An 18,115-nucleotide genomic window follows, 5' to 3' on the forward strand; every position below is an offset into this window, starting at 1 on the left:
ATAAGCGACGAGGTATGAGCGATGCTGACCAAGAAGCAGCTGGATTTGCTGGAATTCATCCACAAACGCGTACAAGCAGACGGCGTTCCGCCCAGCTTTGATGAAATGAAGGCGGCGTTGGACCTTCGATCCAAATCCGGCATCCACCGTCTGATCACCGCGCTTGAAGAACGCGGCTTTATCCGACGTCTGGCGCACCGCGCCCGCGCGATTGAGATTGTCAAACTTCCAGAGAGCTTAGGCGGAGAGCCCACAGCGGGCTTCACCCCCCGCGTGATCGAGGGCGACAAGCCCGAAGGCCCGCGCCCTGCCAATTTCGAGCCGGTCTCGGTCGACGCGATGGAACTGCCAGTCATGGGCCGGATCGCAGCCGGTGTTCCGATCGAGGCGATCAGCCATGTCTCACACCACGTGGCGGTGCCCGGCCCGATGGTCTCGGGCCAAGGGTCGCATTATGCACTTGAGGTCCGCGGAGATTCGATGATCGACGCCGGGATCAACGACGGCGATGTTGTGGTGATCCGCGAAACCTCAACCGCCGACAATGGCGATATCGTCGTTGCTCTGGTCGAGGATCAGGAAGCGACGCTGAAACGGTTCTTCCGCCGCGGCAAGGCCATCGCTCTGGAGGCCGCGAACCCCGCCTATGAAACCCGCGTTCTGCCGCAGGAAAAAGTAAAGGTTCAGGGTCGTCTGGTCGGGTTGATCCGGACCTATTGATTGCCCGTTTTCGCGCGGTTCCCCGTGGATTTCGGGGACCACAGCCGATCGCCGGTCATCTCGGCGCTTGACGTGATTTTGCCGCCTGAGATTGACAGGCTTCCGGTCTCATACAGCCGGTCCGGGTCGAAAATGGTGCAATTTCCACTAAGTTTCAGATCGACCGAAGACACAATGATCTGACCGGTTTTGCATTTGTCAAACGCAAGCGCCGCGCGTTTGCCGGTCAGGTGGATCACCTCGGCCCCGGTCAGAGCGATCCTTTGAACCCGATCCGCATGGCCCGGCCACCGACTGGCCGCCTGCTCTTGTGCCAGACCGTCTCCGTCATTCTCAAGCCAGACTGTAGCCACGAACCCGCTGCCCTTTTCTTTGCTGAGCGCGCGGCCGTCAGAGGTCATGACGCCAACCAGTCCGCCGGATTCGGCGATCAGAACCTCAGGCCGGTTGCCCGAGGTCCAAAGCACAAAGGCCAGGACCTCCGGAACCACCCCGACCCATTGCGCTCGGCCCTGCCACAAAACCAGCCAAAGCGCCCCCAACGCGATCATGGGCAGAACAAACCATGGCGGACCAACCACATAGCCCTGTGATCCGTCCAACCCGGACACCCACTCCGCGATCATCAAGACCCAACGCAGTCCCAGCCCCATGACCTCAAGCGCGATCCACTCCAGCCCGAAAGGCGCCAACAGCGCCGCGACAACGGCTGCGGGCACGACGATGGACCCCATGACAGGCACGGAAAGCAGATTGGCCAACAGGCCGTAGTGCGACATCGTATTAAAATGCGCCGCTCCGATTGGTGCGGTTGCAAGACCCGCGATGGCAGAGGACATCAGCAGACCAACCGCAGCTTTGGACCATTTCGGCCCCGGCATGGGGCCAACATCACGCAGCGCTCCGAATACAGCCACCAAAGCGGTGGTCGCCGCGAATGACATTTGAAAGCCGGGGCTGAGCAGCGTTTCGGGGCGCAGGGTCAACACGATCAATGCGGCCACCGCGACGGCCCTCAGCGAAATGGCGCGCCGGTCGATCAGAACTGCTCCGAACATGACGCTGACCATGACAAAGGCCCGCTCGGTCGCGACATTTCCGCCGGACAACATCAGGTAAATAACGGCGGCCACTAGCGCACATCCAGCAGCAAGTTTGCGGACAGGTACACGGAGGGCCAGCGCGGGGATCGCAGACAACCCAACGCGGCAAACCATGAAGACAAAACCAGTCAGCAACCCCATATGCAGGCCCGATATCGCCAGCAGATGCGCAAGATTTGACGCGCGCAGCGCATCGAGCGTGTCTTGCCCCATGCTGCTCCGGTCTCCTGTCGTGACGGCGGCTGCGAACCCTCCGACCTCGTCCGGAAGATGGGCGCGCACATGGTCCGAGATTGCCATGCGAATGGCCGTGACCCGAACGCCCTGCAACGCGTCCTGCGGCGGCGCGATGGTCATCACCGGTACCCGCGTGTACCCGACAGCACCAAGCCCCTGAAACCAGGCGTGACGGCGGAAATCGAACCCTCCGGGCTCGACAGGGCCTTGCGGCGGGGACAGATGCGCCGTGGTCATGATCCGTTGTCCCGGCGCGATGGTCCCGACCTCGGAATGAACGGAAAGACGGATGCGCTGCGGACGTCGGTGCTCTGGCACGTCCCCTACCCGCACCTGATCCAACGTCAATCGCAGCGCATCCGAGGCGGAGCGGTCCATGGCGACGACCCTCCCCTCGACAGGGCCATAGTATCGCCATGACAGAACCGGTTCCGCCACCATGTGGGCGCGGGCACCCGCAAGCAAAAAGCCAGCCGCCACCAGCACCCCCCCGATTGCCAACGCGCCCCATCCGGCAGGCAACACACGACTCAAACCGATCAAAACCAATCCTGCGACGGCCAAACCCAGGTACAAAGGCCCCTCAGGTTCGAACCGCAATCCGAAAAAGAGACCGATCCCAAGGCCTAAGCACACCGGAGACCACGGAAACAAAAACCCGATCTGGTTCAGCAGCGCCAACCGGACCTGTGCGAGAACACGCATGGTTGCCCCCGTCCTTGAGGCTCGTTAGACAGGCGCCAAGCTAAGCCCATCGCGGTTACCAAAAGGTTAATCAACACAATGTCCGATCAGGTCGTCACCCGTTTCGCCCCTTCGCCTACCGGTTTTCTTCACATTGGCGGCGCGCGTACTGCGCTGTTCAACTGGCTCTATGCGCGTGGACGCGGCGGTAAGTTCCTGTTGCGGATCGAGGACACGGATCGGGAACGTTCGACCCCTGAGGCCACGGCGGCGATCCTGCAAGGGATGGAGTGGCTGGGCCTCGACCATGACGGAGATGTCATCAGCCAATTCGAAGGGGCCGCGCGTCATGCCGAAGTGGCGCATCAGCTTCTGGCCGAGGGCAAAGCCTATAAATGTTTCTCGACCCAGGACGAAATCGCGGCTTTCCGTGAGCAGGCGCGGGCCGAGGGTAAATCGACCCTCTTCCGCAGCCCATGGCGCGATGCTGATCCGGCCACGCATCCGGATATGCCCTTCGTGATCCGCATCAAAGCCCCGCAGGACGGCGCCACGGTGATCCGTGATCAGGTCCAGGGTGACGTGACCATCCGGAACGACCAGTTGGACGACATGATTCTTCTGCGCTCGGACGGGACGCCAGTCTATATGCTCGCGGTTGTGGTGGATGACCACGACATGGGGGTGACCCATGTGATCCGGGGCGACGATCACCTGAACAACGCCGCGCGCCAGATGATGATCTACGAGGCAATGGGCTGGGATGTTCCGGTGTGGGCTCATATCCCGCTGATTCACGGGCCGGACGGCAAGAAGCTGTCGAAGCGTCACGGTGCCTTGGGCGCGCAGGAATATCAGGCGATGGGCTACCCCGCCGCAGGGATGCGCAACTATCTGGCCCGCCTCGGCTGGAGCCACGGCGACGACGAGTTCTTTACGGATGAACAGGCCAAAGAATGGTTCGATCTGGGCGGAATCGGCAAAAGCCCGGCGCGGTTCGATCTGAAAAAGCTCGAGAACCTGTGTGGCCAGCATATTGCGATCTCAGATGATGCTGCACTGCGGCGTGAAATCGAAGCCTACTTGGCGGCGGCCGACCTGCCACCTCTCTCCGAGACACAATCCGGTGATCTGGAAAGCGCGATGTATTGTCTCAAGGACCGCGCTCGAACTTTCCCGGAACTGCTTGAAAAAGCGCATTTTGTACTGACCTCGCGCCCCATCGAGTGCGATGAGAAAGCCCAAAAGGCGCTCTCATCTGTATCCGATGGTATACTGAGTGAATTGACGCCGCAGCTGCAAAATGTTAGCTGGTCCCGGAACGAGCTGGAGGAGGCTCTGAATTCCTTTGCAGAAGCAAAGGAGGTCAAGTTCGGTAAGCTGGCAGGTCCGCTTCGGGCGGCATTGGCGGGTCGGGCAGTCACTCCTTCGGTTTTTGACATGATGCTTGTGCTGGGGCGCGATGAAACCCTGGCGCGGCTTTCTGAGGCAGCGGATTAAACCCAATCTTCATATTCGGGTAACGCTGCACCGCTAACACACCCGGGCTGCGCGCCCGCGCGCAGCCATTGCCCGCAGGTCAGGGCAATGAACTGACCTGCGCACAAATGAAGAAGGGACAACCATGACTGATAGCAATAAGACAGCAACTCTGACCGTCCATGGCAAAGAGTATGAGTTGCCCGTTCACTCTCCAACTGCTGGGCCTGATGTTGTCGATATTCGCAAGCTTTACGGTCAGGCAGGTGTGTTCACCTACGATCCCGGCTTTACTTCGACTGCCAGTTGCGACAGCACCATCACCTATATCGACGGCGACAAAGGTGAGCTGCTTCACCGTGGCTACCCGATTGATCAGCTAGCCGAGAAGTCCCACTTCCTCGAAGTCTGCTACCTGCTTCTTTACGGAGAGCTGCCAGTCGCAAAAGATCTCGAAACATTCGAATCCACGATCACGCGTCACACGATGCTGCACGAGCAAATGCAGTATTTCTACCGCGGCTTCCGTCGCGACGCCCACCCGATGGCCATCATGGTTGGTGTCGTCGGCGCGATGTCGGCCTTCTATCACGATTCGACCGACATCTCGGACCCGCATCAGCGCGAGGTTGCCTCACACCGCCTGATCGCAAAGATGCCGACGATTGCCGCTTGGGCCTACAAGTACCACACTGGCCAGCCCTTCGTGTATCCGCGCAACGATCTGGACTATGCGTCGAACTTCCTGCGCATGTGCTTCAGCGTTCCGGCCGAAGAATATGAGGTGAACCCGATCCTCAGCCGTGCGATGGACCGTATCTTTACCTTGCACGCCGATCACGAACAGAACGCCTCGACTTCGACCGTACGTCTGGCATCGTCTTCGGGCGCGAACCCGTTTGCCTGTATCGCTGCCGGTATCGCCTGCCTCTGGGGTCCAGCGCATGGTGGTGCGAACCAGGCCTGCCTTGAGATGCTGGAAGAGATCGGCACCGTCGATCGCATCCCCGAATACATCGCGCGCGCCAAAGACAAGAATGATCCGTTCCGCCTGATGGGCTTCGGTCACCGGGTTTACAAAAACTTCGACCCGCGTGCGAAGGTGATGAAGCAATCGGCTGACGAAGTGTTGGATCTGCTGGGTGTCGAAAACAACCCCAAGCTTCAGGTCGCAAAAGCGCTGGAAAAACAGGCGCTGGAAGATCCCTATTTCGCCGAGAAGAAGCTGTTCCCGAACGTGGACTTCTATTCGGGTATCATCCTCGAGGCGATGGGCTTCCCAACCTCGATGTTCACACCGATCTTCGCCCTGTCGCGCACTGTTGGCTGGGTCAGCCAGTGGAAAGAGATGATCGCCGATCCTCAGAACAAGATTGGCCGCCCGCGTCAGCTGTATCTGGGCGAAACACTTCGCGACTACGTGGATATCGAAAAGCGCTGAACCGCACGACAGATCAAACAGAACCAAGGCTCCGGACGTTCTCCGGGGCCTTTTTTTTTGATCCTGAGTTGTTGTAGCGCTGCGTCACTTGCCCCGGCGGTTTTTGCGCCTGCTTCTCTCAGCCTAAGACCATGGATATGGTCTCGTGAAATTGTAGAAACCCTGTGTTGCGATGGTATGTCGGTTCCTTCAAATAGCCTTTCTGGCGTTTTTTGCGTTTCCGGCGTCTGGTTTGGCGCAAGGGATTCTTGAGGACATTTTCAAACAGATCCAGCGCGAAAACGCGGCGGGTTCTCTGGCTATTTTGGGCCTTGCTGGCATCCCTGATGACTCGGCCAGTGCGATCTCCCTGCAATCAAACACGGGAAATCGAGAGTATGATTTCAAATCTGCGCAATTGGGCGGGGGCTTTCGACTGAGCGAAGGCGTGCCCATCTACCTCGAAGGCTATATCGGCTATGCGCGCTATGACCCGGTCCTGTTCTTTTCTGGCTCCGGCGAAACCACCACGTTGCCACTCAAATGGACAAGCGCCGCTGTAACAGGCGGTATCGGCTACCAATTTGACTTGGGAGAGCGATGGAAACTGACGCCCATGGCGCATATCTCGATCGGGCGCACCCAATCTGACACGTCAGTCGCCGCTCAAGTGATCGCCGAGCGGCTTGGCATAGAAGCTGATTTCCTCGAAAGCGGCGGTCTCTGGGCCGGAGGTGCGGGCGGTTCGCTGACGCTGGATTACGCACGCCCTCTGACCAATGACCGAGAGTTCGAGATGAGCCTTCGCTACACGCATATCGAATACTGGCCCATTGGTGACGACGAAGACCTCCTCGTGCAATCGACGGCTGCAAATGCAGTGCTTTGGTCACGGTACCGGTTTCCGACAGGCGGTCGGATGTTTGGCCGACCGGTACGTTGGGTCGGGGATCTGTCTATCTCTTACCTGGCCGGGGATCAGTCGATTGTTCTGGGCACAGATTGGCTGGCCCGCGTCGGCGGCGGGATCGAGGTTGATCTGTCCGACACCTGGGTGCCATGGGTGAGTACCACACGGATCATGGTCCGCTACTATGGCAGCGACACGGTCAACGGGTTCACAGCCGGGATCGGTATCAGTTTCTGACGCGCGACCTAAAACAGGCTCATCTGATCGCCCGGCTGCGCAGGTTTTGCGAAAAGATCGCGACGCAGTTCGTCGGACTTCACCTTCAGGCCCAAACGTTTAACGGCTACCTTGAAGCGCTTTGAGATCAATTCGGCATACTCGCCTTCTCCCCGCATCCGGTGACCCCAGCGCGGGTCATAGTCGCGACCTCCATGCATCTCGCGCAGCCGTGCCATGACCTTTTCGGCCCGCGCTGGTTCATGTTCGGCCAGCCAGTCCTGCCACAGCGCCGACACCTCTCGTGGCAGACGCAGCATGATCCAGCTCGCGGTGTCAGCGCCGGCCTCACGCCCGGCCTCCAGCAGGGTCTCCAGCTCGTGATCCGTCAACCCGGGCACAACGGGCGAGGTCATCACCCGCACTGGCACCCCTGCCCCGGTGAGACGTCGGATGACCTCCAACCGCCGTTTGGGAGACGGCGCGCGCGGCTCCATCCGACGAGAGAGGCCCGCGTCCAAAGTTGTCAGGGATATCCCGACGCGTACCAGCCCCAGCGCTGCCATGGGCGCAAGAATATCCAGATCCCTCTCGATCAGTGCCCCTTTGGTCACGATCGCTACGGGGTGGTTGAAATCCCTCAAGACCGCAAGACAGGCCCGCGTGATCCCGCGTTCTTTTTCAACAGGTTGATAAGGGTCAGTGTTGGTGCCCAAGGCAATCGGCGCGACCTTGTAGGACCGCGCGGACAATTCCTTGCGCAGCACCTCGGCCGCATTGCCGCGAGCGATCAAACGCGTCTCGAAATCCAACCCTGCAGACAGCCCCAGATAGGCGTGACTGGGCCGCGCAAAGCAATAGACGCAGCCATGCTCGCACCCCCGGTACGGGTTGATCGAGCGGTCAAACGGCAGGTCGGGCGAGCGATTATAGGTGATCACACTGCGCGCCACCTCGTCCCGAACCTCGGTTCTCAGAAGGGGTTGATCTTCTTCGATGTCCCAACCGTCATCCGTCTGGACCGTGGCAAGTTTTTCAAAGCGACCCGCGTCATTGGATGCGGTCCCTCGAGCGCGGATATTGGTTTGAGGTTGCATTTGTTCACTCTTTGTTCTAACGCCATTGATACGCGAAGACTGAACGCCAGGCAACCACCCCCTGTTTTGGCTAACCTGAGCCAGACACAGGATGATCATGCATATTATTCTGTCGCCCGATGCCGATTTTTGACATAAACGTCGGTCCCGAAACCGCCGAGGTCGCAATCGTCACAGTAAATCTGCGACGTTTTGGCCAAAACGAAAAAAATGCCACCTCGGACCAAGGGTCCGCACAGCTCAGGAAAACACCCCATGTCCGACGAAGAAGACATCATCCTGTCCGAACTGAACGACGAAGAGCTTGTTGAACAGATGTTCGACGATCTCTACGACGGCCTGAAAGAAGAGATCGAAGAAGGCACCAACATCCTTCTCGAGCGCGGCTGGACCCCCTACGACATCCTGACCAAAGCTCTGGTCGGCGGCATGACCGTGGTTGGCCACGACTTCCGCGACGGCATCCTGTTCGTGCCCGAGGTTCTGCTGGCCGCCAACGCCATGAAGGGCGGTATGGCGATCCTGAAGCCTCTGCTGGCTGAAACTGGCGCACCGCGCGTTGGCAAGATGGTCATCGGCACCGTGAAGGGCGACATCCACGACATCGGCAAGAACCTTGTTTCGATGATGATGGAAGGCGCAGGTTTCGAAGTTGTCGACATCGGCATCAACAACCCGGTCGAAAACTACTTGGAAGCACTGGAAAACGAACAGCCCGACATCCTGGGCATGTCCGCCCTGCTGACCACCACCATGCCTTACATGAAGGTCGTGATCGACACGCTGGTCGAGCAAGGCGTTCGAGATGACTACATCGTTCTGGTCGGCGGCGCGCCACTGAACGAAGAGTTCGGCAAAGCCATTGGCGCGGACGCATATTGCCGTGACGCGGCTGTGGCTGTTGAGACCGCCAAGGACTTCGTCTCGCGCAAGCACAACCAGCTGGCGGGATAAGAACTCCGTTTTAAGTTCTGAAAAGGCCGCTCGATTTCGGGCGGCCTTTTTGTTTCAAACCGCGTTTTCGGGCAAAATCACCCGGACCAGCCAGCCAGAGGACCCCGGAATGTCAAAAAGCCAACATCCCGATGACGCCAGCCTGACGACCGATGGATATGACGAAACTGGCAAGGGTCGTATCCTGTTGTTGGCCTGCGGGGCCTTGGCGCGCGAGATTCTGGACCTCAAGACCCGCAACGGCTGGGACCATATGGACCTGACCTGCCTGCCCGCGATCCTTCATGTCCACCCCGAAAAGATCACTCAGGCCGTCGAAGATGCGATTGCCAAGCATCGTGAGCAGTACGATCAGGTCTTCGTCGTCTACGCGGATTGCGGCACCGGTGGCCTGCTGCAACAGGCGTGTGACCGGCTGGGTGTCGAGATGGTCAAAGGCCCGCATTGCTATTCGTTTTTCGAAGGGAATGAGGCCTTTGCCGCGCAAAGCGAGGACGAGACAACCGCCTTTTACCTTACCGATTTTCTGGCCCGGCAGTTCGACGCATTTGTCTGGAAACCGCTGGGTTTGGATCGCCATCCCCGGCTGCGAGACATGTATTTCGGGAACTACACCAAACTGGTCTATCAGGCCCAAACGGATGATCCCGCGCTAACGGCGCGCGCGAAGGAATGTGCCGAGCGTATGGGACTGGATTTTGAGCGCCGCTTGACCGGCTATGGCGATCTGGAAACCACGCTAACCGATTGGGCGACTAGAACGCGCTGACGCTACGCTTTTTCCTGCGCGACTTCGCGGATGCGTTCGATCATCGCCCTCAGACCGTTCGACCGCTGAGCGGACAAGTGGTCATTCAGGCCCAGCCGCGCCAACTCTCCGCCGGCGTCGACCTTGATCACCTCAGCAACCGGCAAGTCGTTGTAAAGAAGACGTAAAACCGCAATCAGACCACGAACGATCAGCGCATCGCTATCCCCATCGAAACGAAACACGCCGCCATCGATCATAGGGTGCAGCCACACCTGGCTGGCGCAACCGTCCACTTTGGTGGCTGGAACTTTGAGCGCATCGTCCAGCGGCTCCATCGCTTTGCCCTGCTCGATCACATGGCGATAGCGGTCCTCCCAATCTTCAAGGAACTCGAAGTCTTCGACAATTTCTTCAAAGGCGGGCGTTGCCATGGCGCGGCGGTCCTTCTGTTTCATTCACAATTGTGACCTATGCCGACGATAGCCACCTGTCCAGCCCTCGCCGTGGCTTTTCAAGGCAAGGAAATTGCGCTAACCCATTGCGTGAATGACTGTTAAAGCCGTGGGTCCATGCAAAAATCACTGTCTCTTCTTATCATCGCCGCGTTGACCCTGTCTGCCTGCAATAGCTGGCGCAATTCACGGGCGAACCCGTCGAACTGGTTCGGATCCAGCCAGCCCGCCCCGGTCGAAACCGCCCCGGTAGACGAGGCCTATGCCCTGGTGCCAAGACAAAGCGATGGCATCGGCTTGTTTGATCGCCCCGTAGAAGAAGACACCAGCGTTCCAATTGCAAAAATCGACGAGCTGCGGATCGACGCGACGCCTACCGGAGCGATCGTCTATTCCTCGGGCACGGCGCAACGCCAGGGCGCGTTCAACGCCCGTCTGGTGCCCGTGAATTCGGAAGAAAACCAGAAGAACGGCGTGATGGAGTTCACCTTCCTGGTCAATTACCCCAAGGCGCAAACGGCTCAAGGCACTGAGCGTTCGCGAATGGTTTCCGACGCCATCAACGTCTCCCGGCAAGAGCTTGAAGGCATTCGCCTGGTCCGCGTGGTTGGGCAGCAAAACGCCCTGGAATCACGCCGCCGCTAAACGATCAGAGGGGCACGACCTTCACGTTTTGCCCCTTTGCGGCCAGTGCGATCTTGCCTTCGCACAGCTTCAGAGCATCCTCACCGAACACCTCGAACCTCCAACCGGTCATAGAGGGAAGGCCGCGCTCGCCCGCTGCGATCTGGTCCAGTTCGGCGCTGGTGGCGATCAGCTTTGCTGCCACGCCCGAGCTTTCGGTTTTCGATTTCAGCAACACCCGCAACAGATCAGCCAGCGCTGGGTTCACCTTCAGTTTGTCGCGGCTCGTGTCGACCTTGGGCAGCTGTTCGGGCGGACAGTTCACACCCTTTTTGACGGCCGCCAGAATACCTTCCGCAATCGCCCCCTTACGCGCCTCTCGCAGCAGGAGGCGCGAGCCGCCAAGGTCCGACGGCGTTTTGGGTTTGGTCGAGGCCAGCTCGATCAGCGCGTCATCCTTGAACACGCGGTTGCGCGGGATGTTGTTGTCCTGTGCGTGAGATTCACGGAACTGTGCCAACTCGCGCACAACCGCCAGAAACTTGGCCGAATTTGTCCGTGTCTTCACGCGCTTCCACGCATCCTCGGGCCGGATGTCATAGGTGCCGGGCTGGGTCAGAATCCGCAGTTCCTCGGACACCCAATGGCTGCGCTTGGTTTTCTCAAGTTCGGCCGCGAGATGTTCGTAGATCTTGCGCAGATGTGTCACATCGGCCAGCGCATAGGTCTTTTGCGCGTCTGTCAAAGGACGCCGCGACCAGTCTGTAAAGCGCGAGGTTTTATCCACCCCCTGCTTGCAGATCTTGCGCACCAGCGTCTCATAGCCCACCTGCTCACCAAAGCCGCAGACCATCGCAGCAACCTGCGTGTCAAACAGCGGCGTTGGGAACACATGCGCATCGACCCAGAAGATCTCAAGGTCCTGACGTGCGGCGTGGAACACCTTGACCACGCCCTCGTTCCGGAACAGTTCATAGAGCGGCTCAAGAGAGATACCATCGGCCAACGGGTCGACGAGAACGGCGCTGTCTTCATTCTCGGAGGGGACGGCAAGCTGCACCAGACACAGTTTTGAATAGTAGGTCCGCTCGCGCAGAAATTCGGTATCTACAGTGACATAGGGAAAGGCAGCAGCAGCCGAGCAGAAATCAGCCAGCTCTTGCGTCGTTGTCAGAGTTCTCATGCGCCGTACTATTCTTGTTCTTTGTGTGACTGCCCGTTTTTCTACCGTCCCGAGCGTTATCGGCGACCATAGGACGAATTTCCGCCGGGTGTAAATCACCCAAGGGCGATCAGGGCAGCATAAGAACGGACCTGTTGCCTTCCGCATACCGCCGCAGCACAGGCGGGTAGAGCTGGTGCTCATAGACCAGCACTTTGGCGGCCAGGCTATCGGGGGTGTCCTCGGGTTCAATGGCGACCCTCGCCTGCCCCAGAATTGGGCCATCATCCAGCGCCGCGGTGACCTCATGCACGGTGCAGCCATGTTCAGCATCACCCGCTTCGATCGCGCGGGCGTGGGTGTGCAGGCCCTTGTATTTCGGCAGCAACGATGGGTGAATATTCAACATCCGCCCCTGAAAGCGCGAGACGAAATCGCCAGTCAGAACCCGCATGAACCCGGCCAGACAGACGATATCGGGTTGCGCGGCTTCAAGCGGTTTCAGCAGTTCCGCCTCAAACGCCGCTCGATCCCCTTTGAAGGGGCGGTGATCGACCACGGCCGTTTCGATGCCGCGATCCCGCGCCTTTGCCAGACCACCGGCCTGCGCGTCGTTGGACAGAACCAGACATGGGCGCGCAGGGTGGTCTCCGGTCATGCTGTCGACCAGAGAGACCATGTTTGACCCGCCGCCGGAAATCAGGATCGCGACGCGCTTGCGGCTCACAGCAGTTTGCCCGAATAGGCCACGCCAGCCTTGTCAGTCACGGTGCCGATGCGCGACACGGTCTCACCCGCCTCAGCCAGCAAAGCCGTCAGCGCGTCGGCCTGATCTGCGGCGCAGACCACGATCATGCCGATGCCGCAGTTGAATGTCTTCAACATCTCAGCTTCGGCAATCCCGCCAGTTTCGGCCATCCAACCGAAGACAGGCGGCAAATCCCATGCGTCCAGATCGATCTGCGCGCCCAGCCCTTCGGGCAGAACACGCGGCAGGTTTTCGGTCAGACCGCCGCCGGTGATATGAGCCAGCGCATGCACACCCCCGGCGCGGATCGCGGCCAGTGCAGGCTTCACATAAAGCCGCGTCGGCGTCAGCAGCGACTCGCCCAACGTGCCGTCGCTAAAGGGCGAGTCGGCCTCCCAGCCCAGCCCGGAAATCTCGACCAGTTTGCGCACCAGAGAGTAGCCATTGGAATGCACCCCGTCGGAGGCCAATCCCAACAGAACGTCGCCCGCCGCTACGCCGTCGGGCAGATCGGCACCGCGCTCCATCGCGCCGACCGAGAACCCAGCCAGATCGAAATCACCATCGGGATACATGCCCGGCATCTCAGCAGTTTCGCCACCGATCAAGGCGCATCCCGACTGAGCGCAGCCTTCGGCAATCCCTTCGATGATCCGTGCGGCGGTATCGGTGTCCAGCTTGCCAGTGGCGAAATAATCGAGAAAGAACAATGGCTCAGCGCCCTGGCAGATCAGGTCGTTGACGCACATGGCGACCAGATCAATGCCTACGCCATCCACAACACCAGTATCAATCGCAATCCGCAGCTTGGTGCCAACACCGTCGGTGGCCCCCACCAGGATCGGGTCTTCATAGCCAGCGGCCTTTAGGTCAAACAGCGCGCCGAACCCGCCCAGACCGCTCATGACTCCGGGGCGATTGGTGCGTTTGGCAGCAGGCTTGATGCGGTCGACCAGAGCGTTGCCTGCATCAATATCCACACCCGCGTCGGCGTAGGTGATTCCGTTCTTGCCCGCTGTCATGGCCTATCCCTCATGAATGGTTTGCGGGCGGGTTAGTCGATTGTGCGCTTTGATGCAACGGTCAGGCTTGACGCGGGCGATCACCGTGGTACTCAAAGCGCTCAGGCGGGCCTGTAGCTCAATTGGTTAGAGCAGAGCGCTCATAACGCTTTGGTTGCGGGTTCAAGTCCTGCCGGGCCTACCAAATTCCGCTGTTTTCACTAAGAACGCCGCGCCTCTAGCGCCCTACGATGATGTCAGCACACAGCCCGCCCAGTCGCTCGCTTTTACCAAGGCGCAAAACGCCGCCGTGGGCACGGGCGATGTCGGCCACGATGGCAAGGCCCAAACCAACACCGCTACCTTGGTTCTGATTGCGTGCAGGGTCCAAACGGGAAAAGGGCTTAACGGCCTCGGTCCGTTGTTCGGGCGGGATACCTGGCCCATCATCCTCGACCCGGATGCGTAGAGATTTGGGCGTCAGCGTCAGGCTGACATCCGCCTTGCTGCCATACCGCACGGCATTACCGATCAGATTCTCGACCGCCCGGCGCATGGCTGATGGTCGCAACATCGCTGTCCCCTGCCCGTCGACGGTAACCAGTTCCGCCTTATGGCCAGCCCGTCTTGCATCGCTGACGATCTGCGTCAGCAAAGCTTCGGGATCGACCTCTTCGGGAGCACCTTCGGCAGCACCGCGGGAAAAGTCGAGGAACGCATCCAGAAGCGATTGCATCTCGGTTACGTCCTGCTGCAACGGCGCAGCCTCTTCTTCTGGCAGCATAGACAGGCCCAGTTTCAGCCGTGTCAGCGGAGTACGCAGGTCATGGCTGACACCCGACAGCATCATTGTCCGCTGCTCCATTTGCCGTTCGATCCGCGACCGCATGTCGAGAAAAGCGTTGCCCGCGGCCCGAACCTCGACAGCGCCGCCGGGGGAATACGGCACCACCCGTCCGCGACCAAAGGCCTGCGCCGCATCCGCAAGCCGCGTGATGGGCCGCAGCTGGTTGCGCATGTATAGAAACGAAATCGAGGTCATGATGATGGCGAAGAAAACCATCGTCACAATCAACTGATGCGGCGCTGCAGGGGACAGACGCCGTCGATCAAAGGTCAGCTGCAACAGGCCCAGATGAGTGGGCATATACAGGCGTGCCTCTTGCCCGCTGGGCAGGGCAACTGCCACAAGGTCGGGCAATTCCGCCATCAGATCCGCCTCAACCTGTGGCGCTATAAAGTCGTACCACCTGCGCCGGCCGATTTCCGGCATCTCATCCGCATCGAGGAACTGCATCTTCATCGACAAAGCGCTTAGATCGGGACGCACGGCGGCCAGCGCCTGTTGCCGAGTCTCAGATTCGGCCATGGTCTGAGTGATCAGTCGGACCTCACGCGCGGCGGCTTGCGTCATTTGCGCGGTCACGTCCTCCAGATGCTTTTGCAGAAACGCGATGCCCACCACCAGCAGCAAGGCCACCACCGGCAGGACGAGAATCAGCGCAGCCCGGACATACAGGCCGCGCGGCATATAGGGTTTGAGCCATTGCGTGGACATGCGCTAAACCTAGCGGGCTGCCCGGACAAGAGAAAGAGGACAGAATGCAGGCACCTGACGAATTCAACCCGCCAGCTGGCGTGGCGCAGGAGTTGCATCCGGGTTTGCGGCGCATTCTGGCTCCGAATCCTTCGCCGATGACGTATCGGGGCACAAACACCTATCTTCTGGGCACGCGGGATCTGGCAGTGATCGACCCCGGACCGCTGAGCAACGTGCATCTGGAGACGATTCTGGACGCGTTGTCCCCCGATCAGAGAATCAGCCACATCCTCGTGACCCACACCCATCTGGACCATTCGCCTCTGGCTGCCCCGCTTGCGGCCCGCACGGGTGCACCAATTCTGGCCTTCGGAGGACCCGAGGCCGGGCGCAGTCCGGTCATGTGCGACCTCGCCAAGAGTGGCATGGTGCAAGGCGGAGAAGGCATCGACACCGCATTCCGGCCAGATATCGAATTGGCGGACGGAGAACGCGTCACAGGTGACGACTGGCAGCTTGAGGTCATCCACACCCCTGGCCATCTGGGCAATCATATCGCGCTGGCCTGGGGCGATGTGTGCTTTACGGCGGATCACGTGATGGGTTGGGCCAGCTCGCTCGTCTCTCCCCCTGACGGAGACCTCACCGACTTCATGGCGGCCTGCCACCGGCTGCAACAGCGCGACTGGTCCGTCTTTCACTCAGGTCACGGCGCACCCATCGAAAACCCTGCTGAGCGGTTGGAGTGGTTGTTTCAGCATAGGCTAGGACGAGAAGCGCAGATCCTGGCGGCGCTGGCAGATCGGCAAGGCTCGGCCCGTCAATTGGCCGAGCGTATCTACACCGACACCCCGAAAGCCCTGCTGCCCGCAGCCGAGCGTAACGTCCTGGCGCATTTGATTGATTTGGCGGGAAAATCCAAAGTCACCTACAATGGCCCGCTTGCTTCAGATGCGGTTTTCCGGCGACTTTCGTGAGCGCGTGAAAAAATTCAGATTTCTCGCGCTTCCCCTCTGGACGTCAAAAATCGGGGTTGTTATACGCCCCTCAGTTCCGGCGTAGCTCAGCGGTAGAGCAGTTGACTGTTAATCAATTGGTCGTAGGTTCGATCCCTACCGCCGGAGCCAATCTTCTCAGCAAAATCTGGTGAAATTGGTCATGGTCCAGACGGGCCAGAACTGCGCTTTGCTGATCGGCAGAAAAAACTTTTCATCCCCCACTGGACGCCGTGAAAACAGCTTGCTATACGGCGCGAACCGTTCCGGCGTAGCTCAGCGGTAGAGCAGTTGACTGTTAATCAATTGGTCGTAGGTTCGATCCCTACCGCCGGAGCCAATTCCCCCAGATCACCCCGTCAATGCGTCGGCAAACTGCGTGCGCAAGGTCCGTTTCAGCACCTTTCCCGTGGCGTTCAACGGCAGAGCGTCGATGAATACAACCTTGTCCGGCACTTGCCATTTGGCGATCTTGCCATCGAAGAAGGACAGCAGTTCGTCCTCTGACGGCTCCTCTCCCTCGGCCTTCACGGCGACCAGAATCGGGCGCTCATCCCATTTGGGGTGCGCCACACCAACCACGGCGGCTGTGGCTAGTTTTGGATGGGCGACCGCGATGTTTTCCAACTCGACCGAGCTGATCCATTCGCCGCCCGATTTGATGATATCCTTGGACCGATCGCGGATCGTCATGTAGCCGTCGGCATCCAGAGTTGCGACATCGCCGGTGGCGAACCAGCCGTCCTGCAAAAGCGCCTCGTCCTGCATCTGGAAATAGCTGTCCAGTACCCACGGGCCGCGCACCATCAGGTCGCCCTGGGTTTCGCCGTCATGGGGCAAATCATTGCCGTCGTCATCCACGATCTTCAACTCAACCCCATAAGGAGGCCGCCCCTGGCTTTCGCGCAGGCGGTACTGCTCGTCGATCGGCAGGTCGCGATGTTTGGCAATCGGGACATTGGTTGTGCCCAGCGGGCTCATCTCACTCATGCCCCACGCGTGGACGGTATCGACGTCGTAGACCTCACGGAAGGTTTCGATCATCGAGGGTGGGCAAGCGGCACCTCCGATCACGGTGCGATCAAGGCTGGCGAGTATGCTGCCGGATTGCGCGGCATGGGCCAGAAGGCCCTGCCAGATCGTGGGAACACCCATTGCGACCGTCACGCCATAGCTGTCAATCAGGTTGACCAGCGCCTCACCATGCAGGCCTGGCCCAGGCAAAACCATGCGCGAGCCGGACATGGCACAGGCATAGGGCGACCCCCAGGCATTGACATGGAACATCGGCACCACAGGCATCACGACATCCATCGCCGAATAGCCAATGACGTCTCGCGCATTCGAGGCAAAGCCATGCAGCACGGTCGAGCGATGCGAGTACAGCACCCCCTTGGGATGGCCCGTTGTGCCCGAGGTGTAGCACAGGCCGGACGCCGTGTTTTCATCCAAGTCCGGCCATGCAAAATCGGCATCACCCGTCTCGATCAATTCATCATAGAATTGCAGCCCGTCGATCTGAGCCGCCGCTTCGTCATCCCGGGGGCCCATCAGCACAAAGTGATGAACCTCGCCCAGCCCCTCTTGCAACGCTGCGACCAGAGGGATGAAGGTGGCATCAAAAAACAGAACGCGATCCTGGGCGTGGTTGATGATGTAGGTCAGCTGTTCGGGGAAGAGGCGTGGATTGATCGTGTGACACACGAAACCGGCACCCGAAGTCGCGTAGTAGATCTCAAGGTGGCGGCGGTTGTTCCAGGCCAGGGTTCCGATGCGGTCTTGTGGTTCCAGTCCAAGCTTGGTCAATGCCGATCCCAACCGGCGAGCGTTGCGTGCCACTTCGGACCAATTGGTTTGCGTTACGGTGCCGTCTGTCTCAACCGACACGATTTCAGTCTGACCGTGGTAGCGCTCGGCGTGATCAATCAGTGACGAGATCAGCAAGGGCTGCGTCATCATCTGTCCCAGCATGGGCATCCTCCCTTTTTTGTTCAGGCCACGCTGTCGGCGGCCATTCCGTGC

Annotated in this window: 16 protein-coding genes and 3 tRNA genes; 11 read left to right on the forward strand and 8 right to left on the reverse strand. The window is 59.6% G+C overall.

What is annotated here, in order from left to right; all coding sequences use genetic code 11:
• The first annotated feature begins 21 nt into the window (after positions 1 to 21).
• The gene (lexA, locus tag ACR0I8_RS01415; protein WP_170373813.1) at positions 22 to 720 is read left to right on the forward strand and encodes a transcriptional repressor LexA; all 699 of its coding nucleotides are present in this window, start codon (positions 22 to 24) and stop codon (positions 718 to 720) included.
• Here the strand turns inward: lexA and ACR0I8_RS01420 are convergent.
• A complete protein-coding gene (locus ACR0I8_RS01420) occupies positions 714 to 2,765 on the reverse strand; it encodes a ComEC/Rec2 family competence protein (RefSeq protein ID WP_170688723.1) in 2,052 nt (683 codons plus the stop codon). The genes lexA and ACR0I8_RS01420 overlap by 7 nt on opposite strands.
• 78 nt (positions 2,766 to 2,843) lie before the next feature.
• Between ACR0I8_RS01420 and gltX the strand changes: the two genes are divergently transcribed.
• The 3 genes from gltX (at position 2,844) to ACR0I8_RS01435 (ending at position 6,790) form a co-directional block, all read left to right on the forward strand.
• Positions 2,844 to 4,244, forward strand: a complete 1,401-nt coding sequence (gene gltX, locus ACR0I8_RS01425) for a glutamate--tRNA ligase (protein WP_170688724.1) — start codon at positions 2,844 to 2,846, stop codon at positions 4,242 to 4,244.
• A 124-nt stretch (positions 4,245 to 4,368) separates the two neighbouring features.
• A complete protein-coding gene (gltA, locus tag ACR0I8_RS01430; protein WP_170373816.1) occupies positions 4,369 to 5,664 on the forward strand; it encodes a citrate synthase in 1,296 nt (431 codons plus the stop codon).
• 232 nt (positions 5,665 to 5,896) lie between these two features.
• Complete coding sequence (locus ACR0I8_RS01435; protein ID WP_480702661.1) at positions 5,897 to 6,790, forward strand: autotransporter outer membrane beta-barrel domain-containing protein; 894 nt, start codon at positions 5,897 to 5,899, stop codon at positions 6,788 to 6,790.
• Positions 6,791 to 6,798: 8 nt separating this feature from the next.
• On the opposite strand, the gene ACR0I8_RS01440 is transcribed toward ACR0I8_RS01435, so the two are convergent.
• On the reverse strand, positions 6,799 to 7,866 hold the full coding sequence (locus ACR0I8_RS01440) for a PA0069 family radical SAM protein (protein WP_170688726.1): 1,068 nt from the start codon (positions 7,864 to 7,866) through the stop codon (positions 6,799 to 6,801).
• A gap of 255 nt (positions 7,867 to 8,121) precedes the next feature.
• Here ACR0I8_RS01440 and ACR0I8_RS01445 point away from each other — a divergent pair, with 255 nt between their 5' ends.
• Together ACR0I8_RS01445 and ACR0I8_RS01450 are read left to right on the forward strand one after the other, a co-directional pair.
• Positions 8,122 to 8,820, forward strand: coding sequence for a corrinoid protein (locus tag ACR0I8_RS01445; RefSeq protein ID WP_170373819.1), 699 nt, complete (start codon positions 8,122 to 8,124; stop codon positions 8,818 to 8,820).
• A 109-nt stretch (positions 8,821 to 8,929) separates the two neighbouring features.
• On the forward strand, positions 8,930 to 9,589 hold the full coding sequence (locus ACR0I8_RS01450; protein WP_170688727.1) for a DUF1638 domain-containing protein: 660 nt from the start codon (positions 8,930 to 8,932) through the stop codon (positions 9,587 to 9,589).
• Between the two features lie 2 nt (positions 9,590 to 9,591).
• On the opposite strand, the gene ACR0I8_RS01455 is transcribed toward ACR0I8_RS01450, so the two are convergent.
• On the reverse strand, positions 9,592 to 10,002 hold the full coding sequence (locus ACR0I8_RS01455; protein WP_170374327.1) for a SufE family protein: 411 nt from the start codon (positions 10,000 to 10,002) through the stop codon (positions 9,592 to 9,594).
• 138 nt (positions 10,003 to 10,140) lie between these two features.
• On the opposite strand from ACR0I8_RS01455, the gene ACR0I8_RS01460 reads away from it, so the two are divergent.
• On the forward strand, positions 10,141 to 10,668 hold the full coding sequence (locus tag ACR0I8_RS01460; protein WP_170373821.1) for a hypothetical protein: 528 nt from the start codon (positions 10,141 to 10,143) through the stop codon (positions 10,666 to 10,668).
• 4 nt (positions 10,669 to 10,672) lie between these two features.
• Here the strand turns inward: ACR0I8_RS01460 and rnd are convergent, their stop codons facing one another.
• From rnd to purM, 3 genes are all read right to left on the reverse strand, one after another.
• Entirely contained in the window at positions 10,673 to 11,830 is a 1,158-nt protein-coding gene (rnd, locus tag ACR0I8_RS01465; protein ID WP_170373822.1) for a ribonuclease D, read from the reverse strand.
• Between the two features lie 109 nt (positions 11,831 to 11,939).
• Positions 11,940 to 12,536 carry a phosphoribosylglycinamide formyltransferase gene (gene purN / locus ACR0I8_RS01470; RefSeq protein ID WP_170688728.1) on the reverse strand — a complete coding sequence of 199 codons (597 nt, stop codon included), beginning with the start codon at positions 12,534 to 12,536 and terminating at the stop codon, positions 11,940 to 11,942.
• The gene (gene purM, locus ACR0I8_RS01475) at positions 12,533 to 13,579 is read right to left on the reverse strand and encodes a phosphoribosylformylglycinamidine cyclo-ligase (protein WP_170688729.1); all 1,047 of its coding nucleotides are present in this window, start codon (positions 13,577 to 13,579) and stop codon (positions 12,533 to 12,535) included. Before purM ends, purN begins: the two co-directional genes overlap by 4 nt.
• A 107-nt stretch (positions 13,580 to 13,686) precedes the next feature.
• Between purM and ACR0I8_RS01480 the strand changes: the two genes are divergently transcribed.
• Positions 13,687 to 13,763, forward strand: a tRNA-Ile gene (locus ACR0I8_RS01480).
• Between the two features lie 33 nt (positions 13,764 to 13,796).
• Here ACR0I8_RS01480 and ACR0I8_RS01485 read toward each other — a convergent pair.
• Complete coding sequence (locus ACR0I8_RS01485) at positions 13,797 to 15,116, reverse strand: ATP-binding protein (RefSeq protein ID WP_170688730.1); 1,320 nt, start codon at positions 15,114 to 15,116, stop codon at positions 13,797 to 13,799.
• A gap of 44 nt (positions 15,117 to 15,160) precedes the next feature.
• On the opposite strand from ACR0I8_RS01485, the gene ACR0I8_RS01490 reads away from it, so the two are divergent.
• The 3 genes from ACR0I8_RS01490 to ACR0I8_RS01500 all read left to right on the forward strand — a co-directional run bounded on the left by ACR0I8_RS01490 (position 15,161) and on the right by ACR0I8_RS01500 (position 16,433).
• Entirely contained in the window at positions 15,161 to 16,075 is a 915-nt protein-coding gene (locus tag ACR0I8_RS01490) for an MBL fold metallo-hydrolase (RefSeq protein WP_170688731.1), read from the forward strand.
• Positions 16,076 to 16,150: 75 nt separating this feature from the next.
• A tRNA-Asn gene (locus ACR0I8_RS01495) sits at positions 16,151 to 16,225 on the forward strand.
• Between the two features lie 133 nt (positions 16,226 to 16,358).
• A tRNA-Asn gene (locus tag ACR0I8_RS01500) sits at positions 16,359 to 16,433 on the forward strand.
• Positions 16,434 to 16,444: 11 nt separating this feature from the next.
• Here the strand turns inward: ACR0I8_RS01500 and ACR0I8_RS01505 are convergent.
• Positions 16,445 to 18,064 (reverse strand): long-chain-fatty-acid--CoA ligase, encoded by a 1,620-nt coding sequence (locus ACR0I8_RS01505; RefSeq protein WP_170688732.1) that lies wholly within the window; start codon positions 18,062 to 18,064, stop codon positions 16,445 to 16,447.
• Between the last annotated feature and the right edge of the window lie 51 nt (positions 18,065 to 18,115).

Source organism: Ruegeria sp. BG9, from assembly GCF_056538305.1.

Bases quoted from the DNA above. Each gene is read 5' to 3' on its own strand.
- ACR0I8_RS01485 (WP_170688730.1), bottom strand. From the start codon at position 15,116: ATGTCCACGCAATGGCTCAAACCCTATATGCCGCGCGGCCTGTATGTC.
- ACR0I8_RS01450 (WP_170688727.1), top strand. From the start codon at position 8,930: ATGTCAAAAAGCCAACATCCCGATGACGCCAGCCTGACGACCGATGGA.
- ACR0I8_RS01505 (WP_170688732.1), bottom strand. From the start codon at position 18,064: ATGCTGGGACAGATGATGACGCAGCCCTTGCTGATCTCGTCACTGATT.
- gltA (WP_170373816.1), top strand. From the start codon at position 4,369: ATGACTGATAGCAATAAGACAGCAACTCTGACCGTCCATGGCAAAGAG.
- gltX (WP_170688724.1), top strand. From the start codon at position 2,844: ATGTCCGATCAGGTCGTCACCCGTTTCGCCCCTTCGCCTACCGGTTTT.
- ACR0I8_RS01460 (WP_170373821.1), top strand. From the start codon at position 10,141: ATGCAAAAATCACTGTCTCTTCTTATCATCGCCGCGTTGACCCTGTCT.
- ACR0I8_RS01455 (WP_170374327.1), bottom strand. From the start codon at position 10,002: ATGGCAACGCCCGCCTTTGAAGAAATTGTCGAAGACTTCGAGTTCCTT.
- ACR0I8_RS01440 (WP_170688726.1), bottom strand. From the start codon at position 7,866: ATGCAACCTCAAACCAATATCCGCGCTCGAGGGACCGCATCCAATGAC.
- rnd (WP_170373822.1), bottom strand. From the start codon at position 11,830: ATGAGAACTCTGACAACGACGCAAGAGCTGGCTGATTTCTGCTCGGCT.
- ACR0I8_RS01445 (WP_170373819.1), top strand. From the start codon at position 8,122: ATGTCCGACGAAGAAGACATCATCCTGTCCGAACTGAACGACGAAGAG.
- purM (WP_170688729.1), bottom strand. From the start codon at position 13,579: ATGACAGCGGGCAAGAACGGAATCACCTACGCCGACGCGGGTGTGGAT.
- ACR0I8_RS01420 (WP_170688723.1), bottom strand. From the start codon at position 2,765: ATGCGTGTTCTCGCACAGGTCCGGTTGGCGCTGCTGAACCAGATCGGG.
- lexA (WP_170373813.1), top strand. From the start codon at position 22: ATGCTGACCAAGAAGCAGCTGGATTTGCTGGAATTCATCCACAAACGC.
- ACR0I8_RS01490 (WP_170688731.1), top strand. From the start codon at position 15,161: ATGCAGGCACCTGACGAATTCAACCCGCCAGCTGGCGTGGCGCAGGAG.